General features: G+C 59.5%; 15 protein-coding genes. 7 read left to right on the top strand and 8 right to left on the bottom strand.

Annotation, left to right across the window (positions count from 1 at the left end; genetic code table 11):
- Positions 1-183 precede the first annotated feature (183 nt).
- Together HYP802_RS0109000 and HYP802_RS0108995 are read right to left on the bottom strand one after the other, a co-directional pair.
- Positions 184-1,638 (bottom strand): deoxyribodipyrimidine photo-lyase, encoded by a 1,455-nt coding sequence (locus HYP802_RS0109000; RefSeq protein ID WP_024275587.1) that lies wholly within the window; start codon positions 1,636-1,638, stop codon positions 184-186.
- 48 nt (positions 1,639-1,686) lie between these two features.
- Positions 1,687-3,360, bottom strand: a complete 1,674-nt coding sequence (locus tag HYP802_RS0108995; RefSeq protein ID WP_024275586.1) for a tetratricopeptide repeat protein — start codon at positions 3,358-3,360, stop codon at positions 1,687-1,689.
- 177 nt (positions 3,361-3,537) lie between these two features.
- Here HYP802_RS0108995 and HYP802_RS0108990 point away from each other — a divergent pair, with 177 nt between their 5' ends.
- Positions 3,538-4,110, top strand: a complete 573-nt coding sequence (locus HYP802_RS0108990) for a thioesterase family protein (protein WP_013946932.1) — start codon at positions 3,538-3,540, stop codon at positions 4,108-4,110.
- Between the two features lie 14 nt (positions 4,111-4,124).
- Here HYP802_RS0108990 and HYP802_RS0108985 read toward each other — a convergent pair whose 3' ends face one another.
- Positions 4,125-5,672: a bifunctional ADP-dependent NAD(P)H-hydrate dehydratase/NAD(P)H-hydrate epimerase gene (locus HYP802_RS0108985; protein ID WP_024275585.1), complete on the bottom strand. Its 1,548-nt coding sequence runs from the start codon at positions 5,670-5,672 to the stop codon at positions 4,125-4,127.
- Positions 5,673-5,968: 296 nt separating this feature from the next.
- Here HYP802_RS0108985 and HYP802_RS0108975 point away from each other — a divergent pair, with 296 nt between their 5' ends.
- Both HYP802_RS0108975 and glnA read left to right on the top strand, forming a co-directional pair.
- Positions 5,969-6,307: a P-II family nitrogen regulator gene (locus tag HYP802_RS0108975; RefSeq protein WP_013946929.1), complete on the top strand. Its 339-nt coding sequence runs from the start codon at positions 5,969-5,971 to the stop codon at positions 6,305-6,307.
- Between the two features lie 107 nt (positions 6,308-6,414).
- Positions 6,415-7,824, top strand: a complete 1,410-nt coding sequence (gene glnA / locus HYP802_RS0108970) for a type I glutamate--ammonia ligase (protein ID WP_013946928.1) — start codon at positions 6,415-6,417, stop codon at positions 7,822-7,824.
- Between the two features lie 64 nt (positions 7,825-7,888).
- Here the strand turns inward: glnA and HYP802_RS0108965 are convergent, their stop codons facing one another.
- A complete protein-coding gene (locus tag HYP802_RS0108965) occupies positions 7,889-8,197 on the bottom strand; it encodes a hypothetical protein (RefSeq protein WP_013946927.1) in 309 nt (102 codons plus the stop codon).
- Between the two features lie 98 nt (positions 8,198-8,295).
- Positions 8,296-9,477 (bottom strand): MFS transporter, encoded by a 1,182-nt coding sequence (locus HYP802_RS0108960; RefSeq protein WP_013946926.1) that lies wholly within the window; start codon positions 9,475-9,477, stop codon positions 8,296-8,298.
- Positions 9,478-9,550: 73 nt separating this feature from the next.
- On the opposite strand from HYP802_RS0108960, the gene HYP802_RS0108955 reads away from it, so the two are divergent.
- Positions 9,551-10,222 carry a TetR/AcrR family transcriptional regulator gene (locus HYP802_RS0108955; RefSeq protein ID WP_013946925.1) on the top strand — a complete coding sequence of 224 codons (672 nt, stop codon included), beginning with the start codon at positions 9,551-9,553 and terminating at the stop codon, positions 10,220-10,222.
- A gap of 15 nt (positions 10,223-10,237) precedes the next feature.
- Here HYP802_RS0108955 and HYP802_RS0108950 read toward each other — a convergent pair whose 3' ends face one another.
- From HYP802_RS0108950 to HYP802_RS0108940, 3 genes are read right to left on the bottom strand one after another with little or no spacing between them, the layout of a single operon-like run.
- Positions 10,238-11,344 (bottom strand): pyridoxal phosphate-dependent aminotransferase, encoded by a 1,107-nt coding sequence (locus HYP802_RS0108950; RefSeq protein WP_013946924.1) that lies wholly within the window; start codon positions 11,342-11,344, stop codon positions 10,238-10,240.
- A gap of 24 nt (positions 11,345-11,368) precedes the next feature.
- Complete coding sequence (locus HYP802_RS0108945) at positions 11,369-11,806, bottom strand: DUF1489 domain-containing protein (protein ID WP_013946923.1); 438 nt, start codon at positions 11,804-11,806, stop codon at positions 11,369-11,371.
- Between the two features lie 54 nt (positions 11,807-11,860).
- Complete coding sequence (locus HYP802_RS0108940) at positions 11,861-12,292, bottom strand: hypothetical protein (RefSeq protein WP_013946922.1); 432 nt, start codon at positions 12,290-12,292, stop codon at positions 11,861-11,863.
- A 171-nt stretch (positions 12,293-12,463) separates the two neighbouring features.
- On the opposite strand from HYP802_RS0108940, the gene HYP802_RS0108935 reads away from it, so the two are divergent.
- From HYP802_RS0108935 to HYP802_RS0108925, 3 genes are read left to right on the top strand one after another with little or no spacing between them, the layout of a single operon-like run.
- Positions 12,464-12,880 carry a hypothetical protein gene (locus HYP802_RS0108935; protein WP_013946921.1) on the top strand — a complete coding sequence of 139 codons (417 nt, stop codon included), beginning with the start codon at positions 12,464-12,466 and terminating at the stop codon, positions 12,878-12,880.
- Between the two features lie 44 nt (positions 12,881-12,924).
- Positions 12,925-13,416, top strand: a complete 492-nt coding sequence (locus HYP802_RS0108930; protein WP_013946920.1) for an isoprenylcysteine carboxylmethyltransferase family protein — start codon at positions 12,925-12,927, stop codon at positions 13,414-13,416.
- Between the two features lie 12 nt (positions 13,417-13,428).
- Positions 13,429-14,070, top strand: a complete 642-nt coding sequence (locus tag HYP802_RS0108925; RefSeq protein ID WP_013946919.1) for a hypothetical protein — start codon at positions 13,429-13,431, stop codon at positions 14,068-14,070.
- Positions 14,071-14,141: the final 71 nt, after the last annotated feature.

Below are 14,141 nucleotides of genomic sequence, written 5' to 3'. Positions count from 1 at the left end.
CGAAAACGCCCCAACGTTAATGGGAATTACCAATAAATCGCCCCCCGTACAGGACTGCGGCTCATCTAGCTTACGAAACGGTTTCGAGGTTCGTCGTGAGCATTTCAAAATCACGCACCTGCAAAGCTTCTCTTCAAGGATTCATGTGCAACGACGTTAAATGTCGGAAGTCGCCTCGTATTTTCAACCTCGCTTGCTCGATTTCACGCGGTCATACGCCGTCAGCGCGCGAGCGCGCGCCTCTTTATGGTCCACGATCGGAAACGGATAATTTTTCCCGATAGCGACTCCCGCGCGTTTCAGCGTCGTCGCATCGGCCGCCCATGGCTTGTGAATATCGGCAGAGGGTAAGCGTTGAAGCTCCGGAACCCAGCGGCGAACATAGTCGCCATCAGGATCGAATTTCTCGCCCTGCAAGACAGGATTGAAAATACGGAAGTAAGGCGCCGCATCTGCGCCGCAACCGGCAACCCACTGCCAATTCGCAGCGTTGTTTGCGAGATCGGCGTCGACGAGCGTGTCCCAGAACCACGCCTCTCCTGATGTCCACGACAGAAGCAGATGCTTCGTCAAAAAAGACGCCGCAATCATCCGCGCCCGATTGTGCATATATCCGGTGGTCCAGAGTTCGCGCATTCCGGCATCGACGACGGGATATCCCGTTAAACCACGCTGCCATGCCTTGAGGTTAGCCGACGACTTCGCCCAGGGAAACGCCGCAAACTCATCGCGCAATGGTTCATCCGGCATTTGCGGAAATTGAACGAGCAGCGCGTAACCGAACTCGCGCCATGCAAGCTCTTTGAGAAATGTTTCGACGGCGCCATCGCTGCCGTGCTTTTGATGCGATGCCTCCGCTGCTGCACGCCAGCACGCCGCCGGAGAAATTTCACCGAATGCAAGGTGCGGCGAAAGTCGCGACGTCCCCTCCGCATAGAGCCGATCGCGTCCGTCATCGTAATTTGCAAGACCCTCGCTGACGAAATTTTTAAGACGCAACTGCGCGCCACGCTCGCCGGGCCGCCACGCCTCAGCCAAACCTCCCGACCAATCCGGTTTCGTCGGCGCGAGCTTCCAGTCGGAAATATCGTCCGATGCAATCGCGTCCGGCACCGGGCCAAGATGACGTGGCGCCGCCAGTGCTTTTGGCGCTGAAAACTCTTTCCTGAAGACGCGCCAGAACGGCGTGAAGACCTGATAGGCTGCGCCGGACGATGTGCGCAAATCTTCCGGTTCCCTCAGCAAACGACCGCCGAAGCGTTTGAAGACCACACCCGATCCACCGAACGACTTATGGAGCTTTTCCTCCAACCCCTTGGCCCAGGGCTCATAACCGCGAGTGACGTAAACTGCCGTTGCACCGCTCTCATCGACGAGACGTTTCAAAATACTTTCCGTATCGCCTCGACGCAAAATCAGGCGTGCGCCACGCTGCGCAATGTCGTGGCTCAACGCTTCCAGACTTTTCGCCAGCCACCACCGCGATGCACCGCCCAGCTTCCAACACCCCGCAGCCGCATCATCGAGAACGAACAGCGCAATGACCGGTCCACCCCGCTTTACCGCAGCGGTCAACGCGGGGTGATCGTGAAGCCGGAGATCATTGCGAAACCAGACGATCGTCGCGCTTTCGGTCATCCGCAGCATCCCGATTGCGTCGCCGTCATTGCGGCGACGCGCTGGCTATCAGAACCCGAAGAGCAATTGGAAGAAAGATTTCGGCTTGGAGCGTCGCTGCTGCCGCTCCGCTCGCGCTCCGTCAGCGTACGCCTGGTCGCGATTGCCGACGACCGCAGCATTCACCGGATGAAGTTGATATTCGTCGGTGACGCCATCCACGCTTGCAATCTGCAGACGATCGCCATCCCACGTCCACGATGCGACGCGCGGCCCCTGCCGATGCGGCTCGATTGCCAAAACCTTGCCGCCACCGATATAGATGATCGCGGCAAGCTCGGTGTCTTCCGGACCGTTTTTCCCACGAACCGTGCCGCCTGAAAAACGCAGTATGCCGTATCCCGCGTAAGGCGGCTTTTGCACTTCCCACGACAACAGCTTCGGCAGCCCTTCACCTGTCATCTCCAGCGGCACGCGTATTTGCGGATAGTCGACGCTGGTTGCGAAATAATCTTTGCCGTGCAGCACGACATGCCATTTATCGATATCCAGTGATGGCACCGGCTTGTCCTCGACATCGTCTGGCGCCGCACCCAGTCGCTGCAGCGCATCCGACGCAAATTGCCAGCTCGGACGAAGCTGCAAGGCGTGGCGCAAATCCGTAATGGCCGTATCGGCCTGGCCATTGGCTTCTTCGATTTCGCCACGCGCCCAGAGCGCTTCAGGCGAATTGGGATCGAGTTTGATTGCCGTCTCGACGTCCTTGGCGCCGATATCCGGCTGACCGTTCTGCTTATAGATGTATGCCCGGAACGCGAACGCCACCGGCGAGCGCGGATCGAGTTCGATCGCGCGATTGAGGTCAGAATTCGCGTCGTCAAAGGCTTCCGCCACACCGTTGGCAAGCCCGCGCCCTTCGTATCCCGCGCTCGATTTCGGATCGAGTTCGATGGCGCGCGAAAAATCCTTGATGGCCGACGCCGCATTGCCGCTAATCAGATAAGCGTATCCTCGCACCACATAAAGCTCGCCATTATTAGGATCAAAGGCGATGGCGCGAGACAGATCTTCGATCGCATCGTCACGTTGCCCAACGGCCATGCGCGCCTCTGCTCGATTGCGATAGGCCGCCGCAAAACGCGCATCGGCGCTGACGGCGCGCGAGAAATCGCGAATGGCAGCGTGTGGCTTGCCGACAGAGAGATAGGCAAGTCCGCGTCCCGATAGCGGCGGCGCGCTCGCGGGCATCAACTCGATCGCCTTGTTGAAATCCGCCAGCGCTGCAGCCGACTGGCCGAGCTTCATCCTCGCATTGCCGCGGTTCGAATAGGCGGCGGCAAAGCTCGGCGCCAGAAGCAGAGCACGATCGAAATCCTTCATCGCCTCTTTCAACTGGCCGAGCGCCAGAAGAAGATTGCCTCTATTGTTGTATGCGACCGGATACTCGGGGAAAAGCTCGACGGCGCGATTGTAGTCCTCAAGCGCAGCCTTGGTCTCGCCAAGACGCACGTTGGCGACAGCGCGATCATTGAGAATCGTCGCGCGCCGGTCGTTGGGCAGCCCTGTATCCTTGAGCGCTGCCGTATAAGTTGCAACAGCCTTCTCCGCGTCGCCCCGAATGAGCAACGTCGCGCCTTCCTCGACCGGCGAAGGCGCGGTGATGGCATCAGCCGCGAGCGCAGGTGCCCCCGCCAGAGGCGAAGCCATGAGCAGCCACACCGGAAATGCCCGAAAGCTTTTCATGCGCCGAGCCAAACCCTCTTTGGTTCGTCAGATTCGCGATTCATAATTGCACAGGCGATATCGTGCCATTGTGGCCCGCCGACGGGCAATCGCCAAATGAGATCGCGGCAGACCGCGCAGTTGACGTATAGGTAAAGGCTGCTTAGGTCTCAATGCCTACATTTCGGAAACCGGCGCATGAACCTTTGGTTCAGACTGATATGGGTCTTAATGACGGCACGCCGCCGAGGGCCTCTCTCGCTGCCCAGCGAAACATCCAAGTTGTGGTTTCGCGTCTGGCCGCACGATCTCGATATTTCGATCCATATGAACAACGGTCGCTATCTTACGCTGATGGATCTCGGTCGCCTTGATGTGCTCGTCCGGTCCGGCCTTTGGCGGCTGGTTTTGCGCCATCGTTGGACCCCGATCGCCAGCGCAATCACCATCCGCTTTCAACGCGAGCTGCGGCCTTTTCAAAAATTCCGCCTCGAAACGCGGCTTCTCTGCTGGGACGCGGCGCTTGTCGTCATGGAGCAGGTCTTCGTTATCCATGGCGGCCCGCGCGACGGACAGCCCGCAACGCGCGCCCTATTCAAAGGCGGCCTTTACGACCGCAAAGAAAAGAAGTTCGTCGAGATCTCCCGGCTGATGTCCCTCCTCGGCGTCTCGGAGGTCAGCCCACCCGCTACGCCGGAAGTCGAAGCATTCCTACATGCCGACGATCAGCTCAAGCAGGCCGGACGAACCGCCATGAGTTCCAGCGCCTGACGCAACCGATCCGGTCAGACGCGCTCCGTAAACAATCGCTGCAGCACCTTAGGCAGAACGTCAGGCAAGTCCTCGGCGATCAAGCCCATGCCAAACGCGTTGGCTGCCTCTCCGTGCAACCAGACGGCAGCACAGGCGGCTTCGAAAGGCGGCATGTGCTGGGCCAAAAGCCCCGTCACGAGGCCGCCGAGAACGTCACCAGACCCGGCCGTGGCAAGCCAAGGCGGCGCATTGGAATTGACGGCGGCGCGACCGTCCGGCGCGGCGATGACGGTATCGGCGCCTTTCAGAACGACAATCGCGCCTGAGAGCTTCGCCGCCTCGCGGGCGCGATCGATCTTCGAACCCGGAAGCTCTCCGAACAAACGCTTGAATTCACCCTCATGCGGCGTCATCGCGACAGGTGCCGGCCGTTTCTTGATGGCGGCAAATAGCGTCTCGCGACCATGCGGATTATCGCCGTTCCGTGCCAGAAATCCCATGCTGGCTTCGCTGCGCGGCTTTTCTCCTGTATCCGAGAATGAGGTCAGCGCGTCCGCATCGAGCACGACTGAAGCCGATGATCGAAGCACGGCCAATACGTCATCTGCCGTCTCTGGCCCAACAGACGCGCCTGGACCGATCAACACTGCGTTGCGACGGGTATCGCGAAGAAATTCCGACAATGCCGTGGCGCCTGAAACCGATCGCACCATGATCGAGGTGATCTGCGTCGCGATGATTGCCGTTGCAGCAGCGTTGCCGACGAGCGTGACGAGCCCAGCGCCGACCCGCAACGCCGCGCGCGCACCAAGACGCGCTGCCCCCGTTTGCAATGCCGGTCCCGAGACGACGACCGCATGTCCACGGTCGTACTTATGGCCGCCATCCTTCGGCCAGTTGAAATGATCGACCCAAAGCGGCAGGCCGTTCTCGTGCAGCTTCGGCTTCAACGTCTCGAGCACGCGCTCCGGAATGCCGATATCCGCAACGATAACCTCACCGCAGAGCTGCCGCCCTGGCATCAGCACATGCCCCGGCTTCTTGCGGAAGAATGTCACCGTCCGGCGCGCTTGAACAGCAGCGCCGCGCACCTCGCCGCTCGTCCCATCGAGCCCGCTCGGCACGTCGACGGAAAGGACAGGCAGACCGCTGGCGTTGACGGCGCGAACAAGTTCCGCCGCCTCCCCTTCAAGAGGCCTCGACAGGCCCGCACCAAAAAGGGCGTCGATGACCAGATGCATGCTTTGCAGGGCATCCGGGGTTGCCGGGCGAACGACGAGCGGCCAACGCCGAGCCATCTCGGCCGCGTCACCTTTGAGCGCATCTCTGTCCCCGAGCAGAAAAAGCCGGACGTCCCAACCCTTGTCACGTAGGTGCCGGGCCGCAACGAACCCGTCACCGCCATTGTTTCCCGGGCCACAAAGCACCGCCACGCGCCGGTCCGGACCCCAGACCATGCCAAGCGCCGCCTCGGCCACCGCCTGCCCTGCACGCTCCATGAGGCTAATCGTGGCGACACCGCCCTCGGCCGCCAGACGGTCGGCTTGTCCCGCCTCCGACGTCGTCAGCAATTCATTCATATCCGCTACCTGAACCCCTGCTGTTGCTCCGCCTCCGGCGACTGCCTGGAAATTCAGCGCCTAAAAGCCACTCACCGTCGTTGAGAAAAATCAGCATAAAAAATGTGCAACCAGCATGCATTTAAGGCTTACTAAACAGCGGCTGACCATCTAAGAAGCCATCACGACACGCTAAGCCAATGACATATGTAATGTTTCTCGAGAACGTCGCAGGTGGCACGGCCTCTGCTAGCCTTCGGGCCGCTGGGCAGGCGTGGGGTACGACCGACATGCTGTCCAAGATCTAAGGGGCGAAAATGAAAAAGATTGAAGCGATTATAAAGCCCTTCAAGCTCGATGAAGTAAAAGAAGCGCTACAAGAAATCGGCTTGCAAGGCATCACAGTTATCGAGGCGAAGGGCTTCGGACGGCAGAAGGGTCACACCGAGCTGTATCGAGGGGCGGAATACGTGGTCGACTTCCTGCCGAAAGTGAAGATCGAAGTCGTCTTGAGCGACGACATGCTGGAAAAGGCAATCGAGTCCATTCAAAAGGCCGCGAAGACCGGCCGGATCGGTGACGGCAAGATCTTTATCTCGTCCATCGAAGACGCTATTCGCATCCGGACCGGCGAATCCGGTCGCGATGCCATTTGATCGATAAACGAACTATAAAAAAGACTGTCACGCTTGAACCGGCCTCAACCGGCTAAACGATTTGGCACGCGTGAACTTTAACGGAATGCCTAGGCATGGGAGTGTCTATGAAAAATGCAAATGACGTCCTGAAATTCATCAAGGACAAGGAAGCGAAGTTCGTGGATTTCCGATTCACGGACACCAAGGGCAAGATGCAGCACGTCACGGCCGACGTCAGCTGCGTCGATGAAGGCGTCTTCTCTGATGGTTATGCCTTCGACGGGTCTTCGATCGCCGGGTGGAAATCGATCGAAGCCTCCGACATGACGCTGATGCCGGATCCGGCAACGGCTCACGTCGATCCGTTCTTCGCCCAGACGACCGTCGCGATCTTCTGCGACGTTCTCGAACCCTCGACCGGCCAACCCTACGAGCGCGACCCGCGTTCGGTCGCCAAGAAGGCCGAGGCCTACATGATGTCGCTCGGCATCGGCGACAAAGTCTATTTCGGACCGGAAGCCGAATTCTTCATCTTCGACGACGTCCGCTTCACCACTGACATGTATTCGATGGGCTATCAGATCGACTCCAGCGAGCTGCCCTCGAACACCGGTACGATTGTTGAATCCGGCAACCTCGGCCACCGTCCGCGCGTGAAGGGCGGCTATTTCCCGGTCCCGCCGATCGACAGCGCTCAAGACATCCGCTCCGAGATGCTCTCAGTCCTTTCGGAAATGGGCGTCACCGTCGAAAAGCACCACCACGAAGTCGCTGCGGCCCAGCATGAGCTCGGCGTGAAGTTCGGCCCGATGATCACGATGGCCGATCACATGCAGATCTATAAGTACGTCGTGCACAACGTGGCACAGGCCTACGGCAAAACGGCGACGTTCATGCCGAAGCCGGTCTTCGGCGACAACGGCTCGGGCATGCACGTTCACCAGTCGATCTGGAAGGGCGGCCAGCCGATGTTCGCCGGCGACAAGTACGCCGACCTCTCGCAGATGTGCCTCAACTACATCGGCGGTATCCTGAAGCACGCGAAGGCGATCAACGCTTTCACCAATCCGCTGACCAACTCATACAAGCGCTTGGTGCCGGGCTTCGAGGCGCCTGTGTTGCTGGCCTATTCGGCGCGCAACCGCTCGGCTTCGTGCCGCATTCCGCACGTTTCAAGCCCCAAGGCCAAGCGCATCGAAATCCGCTTCCCGGATCCGGGCGCCAACCCCTACTTCGCATTCACGGCGATGTTGATGGCTGGCCTCGACGGCATCCAGAACAAGATCGATCCGGGTCCCGCCATGGACAAGAACCTCTACGATCTGCCGCCGGCTGAGCTGGCGAAGATCCCGACAGTATCGGCTTCGCTCCGCGAAGCGCTCGACAGCCTCGACAAGGACCGCGACTTCCTGAAAGCGGGCGGGGTCATGAACGACGACATGATCGACGCCTACATCGCGCTGCGCATGGAAGAGAACATGCGTTACGAGATGACGCCGCATCCGGTCGAGTTCGACATGTACTACTCGGTCTGAGGATCGAGCCACATTTCAATGCTTCGAGAGGCGGTCTGTCGGGCCGCCTCTTTGCATTTTGAACTCAATAGAAAACCAGAACGCCAGCGCAGATCGCGATGAGCGCATAGTAGAAGAACTTCTGCTCGCGGATCAAAAACCATGTCACGATCCGGCGCGGGATATCCGACCAGTTGAAGCGGCCGATGGCGCCGAGCGTCAAGCCTAGACCCAGCCCCACGGCCAAAGACCCAAATTGCAGACCTTCGGTCAGCGAACGCACGCTGTCGGGAACATGGGCCGACAGCCAAGGAGTCAACGCGAAAAAGGCCGCCGCAGCCATCACGCCGAAGGCAAGCACGGAAAAGAACGACAGGACGGATCGCACGAACATGGGCAATCTCGCTAAAAACGCATGATTGTGAAGCTTGAGCGAGACTAGCGTCAGTACGCAAACAAACAATTAACCATGATCGGGACGCCAGCAGACGGCTATCGCCGCTGGTTGCGCCGGTCCTTGCACTCCACCCTTATCATCAAGGCGCCCGCGATCGCCATGACCGCGATGACGATCACGACGAATCCCTGGATGGGATGGTCGGTCATGGCGATGCCCGCAAAGATCGGTCCAACGAGAGAACCGCACTGGTACATGACGATGTAAGCAGCGTTTACGGCCGCAAGGTCGCCCTCGCCGTCTCGCTCGCCAATAGTCGCCAGTCCAAGCGCATAAAAGCCAAGGATGACACCTCCGATCAGAAAAGCCGTCACGACGGCTGCAATCGTGTTTTGCAGGGCCAGCGGCAACGCTAACGCCAGCAGAATGAAGATGCCTACGGAAGAAATCGTCAGCGCAAAGCGAGACGTCTTGTCTGACAGCCAGCCGAGCGGAAACTGCAACGCCACACCGCCGACAGTCGTAACCGTGACCAGCGCAAGGGCCGCATCTTGGCTCCAGCCCGCCGCCAAGGCCACGTTCGGAATGAGCGACAGGATGGTCACCTCCGAAAAACCACCGATGAATCCGGAGATCATGACACCCGGAGCCGACCAGAATGCCGTGACGATATTATGCGCGTCGTCATGAATGAAATCCGGGGCGAGCTTTCGCCCGAAGACGATCGGCAATCCCGATAAAATCGTGAGCGCGGCTCCGGCGATGAAAGGTCCCGGACCGACGAGACCAAGCACCTGCAGAAAGATCGGACCGATCGCGTAACCGGAAAAGAAGCCGATGGCGTAGACCGCGATCACGCGCCCTCGCGTCTCCTCCTTCGAAACAGAATTGATCCATGTTTCGCCCGCGAGCCACGGAACGGCAAAGCCCGCACTCATGATGAGCCGGGTGGCTATCCAAGCCCACGGCGATTGAAACAGACCCAGCGCTAGGAAGCCAAGCGCGCCGATGATGCAGCCGCTCGCGATCGCATTCACTGGCCCGATCTTGGTGATAAGCCGCGGCGCGATCGGCAGCACCAACAGGATCGCCAAACCGGGCACCGCACCAGCCAAGCCGATCAGCCAGTTCGGCTGGCCCCAAAGTTCGAACGTCAGCGCCGTTAGCGGAAAACCGACGCCAAACGAGATCCCCACGCCAAATGACGTAGAGATGATCGCAGCAAGGCTTAATATCCTTTCGCGCGAACTAAACTCGCGTTCCGTGACGGCCGACATGCCCATCCCCACATTTCAACAGTGTTGGAATAGCGCTTGACTTGATCACCTGCAAGGGACAATTTCAACACTGATGAAAACACCTCACACACGAGGGCAAAGGGGGCTGATCGCAGCCGATCTGGTCCAGGCTGCGCTTTTGGAAATCGAGCGAACCGGGCTTGAGGGCTTCAGCCTGCGCTGTGCCGCGCGCGCCGTCGGCTGTGACGTCGCGACTTTGAGCTACCATTTTGGCTCCAAGGAAGGTCTCGAACGCGCCGTCGCCGACCGTCTTCAAGGCAGTGTCGAGGCACCGGAACGAGAACTCCCCTGGCAAATTCGCTTCATCGAAACGGCAAAGGCCTATCGCAATCTCGCGAGACAATTTCCGAACGCCTTCCCCCTGCTTTTGAGATTTTGGACCAGTGGGCCGATCGATCTGCAATTGGCCGAGGAATGCTATCAGACCCTCCTCGATGCCGGCGTCCCTGAAGCAGAAATTCCGGCCCTAAGCTTCGCCACCTACGCCGCAATTCTCGGCATTTGCGCCGGCGAAATCGGAGGCCTTTTGCAAAAGCCTAGCGCCGAGGCATTGCGCGAAGTCGAAGAGCAAAGTGGTTTGCCGTTGACGAAAAAACTGCTGCCCATATTCGCGCGTTTGAAAGACGACGATGTCTTCGATGCCGCAATATCCAATTTAATATTTGGCATCGAAGCGCAGGTCGCAAAACAACGGACACCGTCATCCACAGTCCCCCAGGATTAAGGGCGGCGCTCGCCGCTACGCGTTCACACGCGCGAGGACATCAGCGATTGCACCTGCAAAAATATCGAGATCTTCGTCTCGCCCGCACGAAACGCGGATGAACGGATCGAGCCCCTTCGCGACGGGTTTACGAACGAAGACGTCCCGCTCCAGAAGTCCGTTCAAGACGCGCGTCGCAAAGGCGCCATCGCCGCCACAGTCGATGGCGACGAAACTCGCCGCCGACGCCAGAGGTCTCAAGCCATTTTCGATAGCGATCGCGGCGATCCTCTCGCGGGCCGTAGCAATCTGCGAGACTGCTGTCCTGAGATAGTCCTGATCGAGCAGTGCGGCTCGCGCGCCAAGCTGGCCAACGCGATTGATACCGTAGTGATTGCGCACTTTGTCGAACGCTTCGATAGTGCTGCGCTCACCGAGGGCATACCCGATCCGCGCACCTGCAAGCCCGTACGCCTTCGAAAACGTCCGATACCGCACGACCTGCGGATTGGAGACATCGATGGCCGGTGCGGTTCCGATCGGCGCGGTATCGCAATAAGCTTCATCAAGAACGAGCAACGTCCGTGGCGGCAACTCTGTGATAAACGCGTCGATCTGATCCGCCGTCCACCATGTCCCCATCGGACTGTTCGGGTTGGACACATAGATTAACGGCGCTGAGATCGCCGCCGCCGTCTCGATCAGGCGTGGAACATCTTCGCGAAAATCGCGCATGGGAAGAGCGTGCACATTGCTGCCATGTGCTTTGACGTGAAAGTTGAACGTCGGATACGCACCATCAGTCGTAACGACATTGCTGCCGGGCGTCAGTAACAGCGAACATGTCAGGCCAAGCAGCCCGTCTATGCCCTCGCCGACCACGACACACTCGATCGGGACGCTGTGATACGCCGCAATGGCGGCACGCAATTCGTAGTTCTCGGGATCGGCGTACATCCAGTTGCCTGCCGCCGCCTCGCGCATGACGGCAATGGCCTTTGGCGACGGCCCGAAAATGCTCTCATTCGCGCCAAGGCGCGCCTTGAACGGCCGCCCTCGAGCCCGTTCCATCGCTTCCGGCCCGACGAATGGCACGAGCTTCGGCAAGGCTTCGATTGTCGGCGTAAACGGAGGACGGGACATGGATCACTCGAATAAGTTCCGCGTTCAAATCAATCCGAGATCGGCAAGCTTTTTGCGCATCTCGGCAGGCATCGCCGCAATCTGATCCTTCTTGCCTTTGCGAAGATCAGGCGGAGCATCGGCAGCATCAAGATAACGCCAACCTTGAAACGCGCGCCGCGGCGTTGGTCGCACCGGAACGAGCGTCCGGTCCAGCATCAAGGTACAGCATGCCGATCCGTCCTCCTTCGTTCCTTCTTCGAAACCGACGAGCTTCTGGCGAACCATGATGATGCCGCGGATAACCCAATAGATCGAGCCACCGTCGAGCAGCTCGGCCTGCCTCTTCGGCGTCTGGAATGTCCGGTGATAGGCACAATCGACGCCGTCCTGGCTCTTGCGCCGCCGGTGCTCGGTCTGCCAGGCCGCAAGATCTTCGATCGTCGAAACGCCGACACACAGCTTGACGAGGTTCAATGTCATGGCGAGCCTTTTGCCTTAGCCGAACGGCGAGAGCAACTGAGCCGTCCACATGGCTCAGGGCTTAGGAACGCATTCACCTGCATACTGTGCAAACACAGGCTGCCCAAATAGCCCGAAATGCCGTGAATGTATGGCCGGATATTTGCCGGTCGCCGGATCCAGATCGTAGATCGTCGTGAGGTTCAGAAACCCCTCGTTGACGACTTCGATGAAATGGTTGGCGTTGATCGCGCGCACGACTTTCAGGTCTTTGGCGGGCTTACCGCCAAGAATGAGCGACGCCGTCTGATGTTCGAGGTCGATACGCGCGACTTCGAAAGCGAGATCGGCGGGCGGAACGGCTTTGTATTTTCCGGCTTCATACGTCCACGCATAACCTTGGTTGAAATCGCAGGCGAAATGCGTCGGAAAATCCTCCTGGGCCAGAGCCGCTTGCCCACCAACAACGGCGGCGATGAGCACAACCGATTTTCGAATATCCAGCATTGCAACGCCCCGCCTCGCAACGGAGGCACCCGCGCCCCCAACACCGACCCGCGAAGCAACACGACGCCATGGCCGCCGTCAATGCCGCCCGTTCGTCCGGGGTACCGGGAGTTTGCCTTGAGGCTGCCCAGGAAATGATATGGTTCTCACATTGAACCCCTGCGAGGCACGATGCGATCTTTTGTTCTCCCCCTCCTTATTGGTCTGGCCGTCGCTGCGCCGTCCTCTGCCGACGCCAAGACGAAGAAGCCGGACACGCCCGAGGATAAGCTGAACTGCAAGCAGCTAACCGGCCGCATACAGATAAAAATCATGGAAATGCGCGGCTTCAGCGACCGCAAACAAGCGTCGGCGCTGGCACGCGGCATTCAATCGGGCTTTTCGGCGACACTCGGCAACCTCTCGCACGGTGTCGATCCCAACGGCGAATATCAGGCCGAGCTCAACATGCTCCACCAGTACAATCAGCGCCTGGTGACACTGGGGTGCAAGAGCTACGACCTCGAGGCCGAGCTTAACAAACGCGACATCGACGATGTCCCGGCCCCAACGATACTGCCGCCGAAAAAAGCCAAGGCAAAGAACTGATCGACCGAGCTGACCGCCTCGCCATTTGGCGATAATCTCCCCGAATGATCGACGAGACGCCCAACTCCCTCCCCTCGACGCCAGCGACACGGTTCCCTTGGCCGCCGGTACTGTTCGCACTCGCCATTGCGGCGGCTTGGCTGCTGACGGTATTCGCCCCCGTTCCCTGGCCGGGCCTTGACGATAGGGCGGGCCATTGGGTAGGCGTCGCATTCGGCGTCTTCGGCCTGCTCTTGATCGTGTCGGGCTTCGCGACGCTTGCCTGGCACCGGACGACCTACCTGCCGCACAAAGCGTCGACCAAGCTCGTCACGTCAGGACCGTTCATCCGCTTCCGAAACCCGATTTACCTTGGCGAAGTCATGCTTCTTCTCTATGGAGCGGAAACCACCAAGTCGGTCTGGTTCGTCGCGGCAGCATTGCTTTTTGGCCTTCTTGTCACAATTCTGCAGATCATTCCCGAGGAGCGGCACCTGGAAGCGGTCTTCGGCGATGAATATCTGGCTTACAAGGCTCGCTCACGCCGCTGGATCTGATATCAGATCGCCATGAGTTCCGCTTACGCCGAAAAAGAACGCGAATTCGTCGCCAATCTCGCCGAAGACACGGGCCGCGATCTCGCGGGCTGGATGACCGCAATCGCCCAGAGCGGACACACCGAGCGCAACGACATCATCGACTGGCTGCGCCTGCAAGGCTTCCAGTTCGCGTGGGCGTCCTGGCTTGAACGCATCCATCATAACGGCGGCCGCCTCATTTACGCTGGCGATCTTCACGCCGTGCAGACCGACGAGCCGCCCCCGCGGGCGCCGAAGCTCCGTCCGCCTATTCAACCGCCGGCCAAGACGTCCGCAACCGACATTCAGTCTCTGCTGCGTGAAGCCAAAGGGCTGCGACCGCTGGCTGAGCACATTCTCCGCGAAGTCGGGCGCGCCGTACCGGCGACCGTGTTTGCAACCTCCGGGCAGCTGGTTACGATGTCCGCGCCGCAGCCCTACGCTGCGCTCCACCCTTCACCGAGAAAGTTACGGCTTTACGCTAATTTCGGAACGGCCGGCGGCAATCGCAGCAAGCCGGCGGAGGCGATAAACAAAAGCGCGCCGCCGTTCGCCGAGATGCTCGTCCTCGATGACGCCCGCAGCATCGACGAAGACTTTTACCGCCTGATCCGCGCCGCAGCTGCCCGCTAACCCGGCGATAACCTCCTGCCGGCATAGATTGCATCAACCACATCAGCCCAGCACCATTGATTTGCCGGATT

The sequence above is a fragment of the Hyphomicrobium sp. 802 genome, assembly GCF_000526135.1.
Lineage (GTDB): Bacteria > Pseudomonadota > Alphaproteobacteria > Rhizobiales > Hyphomicrobiaceae > Hyphomicrobium_B.
The sequence above is the reverse complement of the archived record's forward strand: the minus strand, read 5'-3'. Positions and strand labels throughout refer to the sequence as shown.

Excerpts from the sequence above, each read along its gene's own strand:
- HYP802_RS0108925 (WP_013946919.1), top strand. The coding sequence starts at position 13,429 with ATGAGTTCCGCTTACGCCGAAAAAGAACGCGAATTCGTCGCCAATCTC.
- HYP802_RS0108930 (WP_013946920.1), top strand. The coding sequence starts at position 12,925 with ATGATCGACGAGACGCCCAACTCCCTCCCCTCGACGCCAGCGACACGG.
- HYP802_RS0108985 (WP_024275585.1), bottom strand. The coding sequence starts at position 5,672 with ATGAATGAATTGCTGACGACGTCGGAGGCGGGACAAGCCGACCGTCTG.
- glnA (WP_013946928.1), top strand. The coding sequence starts at position 6,415 with ATGAAAAATGCAAATGACGTCCTGAAATTCATCAAGGACAAGGAAGCG.
- HYP802_RS0108995 (WP_024275586.1), bottom strand. The coding sequence starts at position 3,360 with ATGAAAAGCTTTCGGGCATTTCCGGTGTGGCTGCTCATGGCTTCGCCT.
- HYP802_RS0108975 (WP_013946929.1), top strand. The coding sequence starts at position 5,969 with ATGAAAAAGATTGAAGCGATTATAAAGCCCTTCAAGCTCGATGAAGTA.
- HYP802_RS0108990 (WP_013946932.1), top strand. The coding sequence starts at position 3,538 with ATGAACCTTTGGTTCAGACTGATATGGGTCTTAATGACGGCACGCCGC.
- HYP802_RS0108960 (WP_013946926.1), bottom strand. The coding sequence starts at position 9,477 with ATGTCGGCCGTCACGGAACGCGAGTTTAGTTCGCGCGAAAGGATATTA.
- HYP802_RS0108940 (WP_013946922.1), bottom strand. The coding sequence starts at position 12,292 with ATGCTGGATATTCGAAAATCGGTTGTGCTCATCGCCGCCGTTGTTGGT.
- HYP802_RS0108945 (WP_013946923.1), bottom strand. The coding sequence starts at position 11,806 with ATGACATTGAACCTCGTCAAGCTGTGTGTCGGCGTTTCGACGATCGAA.
- HYP802_RS0108955 (WP_013946925.1), top strand. The coding sequence starts at position 9,551 with ATGAAAACACCTCACACACGAGGGCAAAGGGGGCTGATCGCAGCCGAT.
- HYP802_RS0108935 (WP_013946921.1), top strand. The coding sequence starts at position 12,464 with ATGCGATCTTTTGTTCTCCCCCTCCTTATTGGTCTGGCCGTCGCTGCG.
- HYP802_RS0108965 (WP_013946927.1), bottom strand. The coding sequence starts at position 8,197 with ATGTTCGTGCGATCCGTCCTGTCGTTCTTTTCCGTGCTTGCCTTCGGC.
- HYP802_RS0109000 (WP_024275587.1), bottom strand. The coding sequence starts at position 1,638 with ATGACCGAAAGCGCGACGATCGTCTGGTTTCGCAATGATCTCCGGCTT.
- HYP802_RS0108950 (WP_013946924.1), bottom strand. The coding sequence starts at position 11,344 with ATGTCCCGTCCTCCGTTTACGCCGACAATCGAAGCCTTGCCGAAGCTC.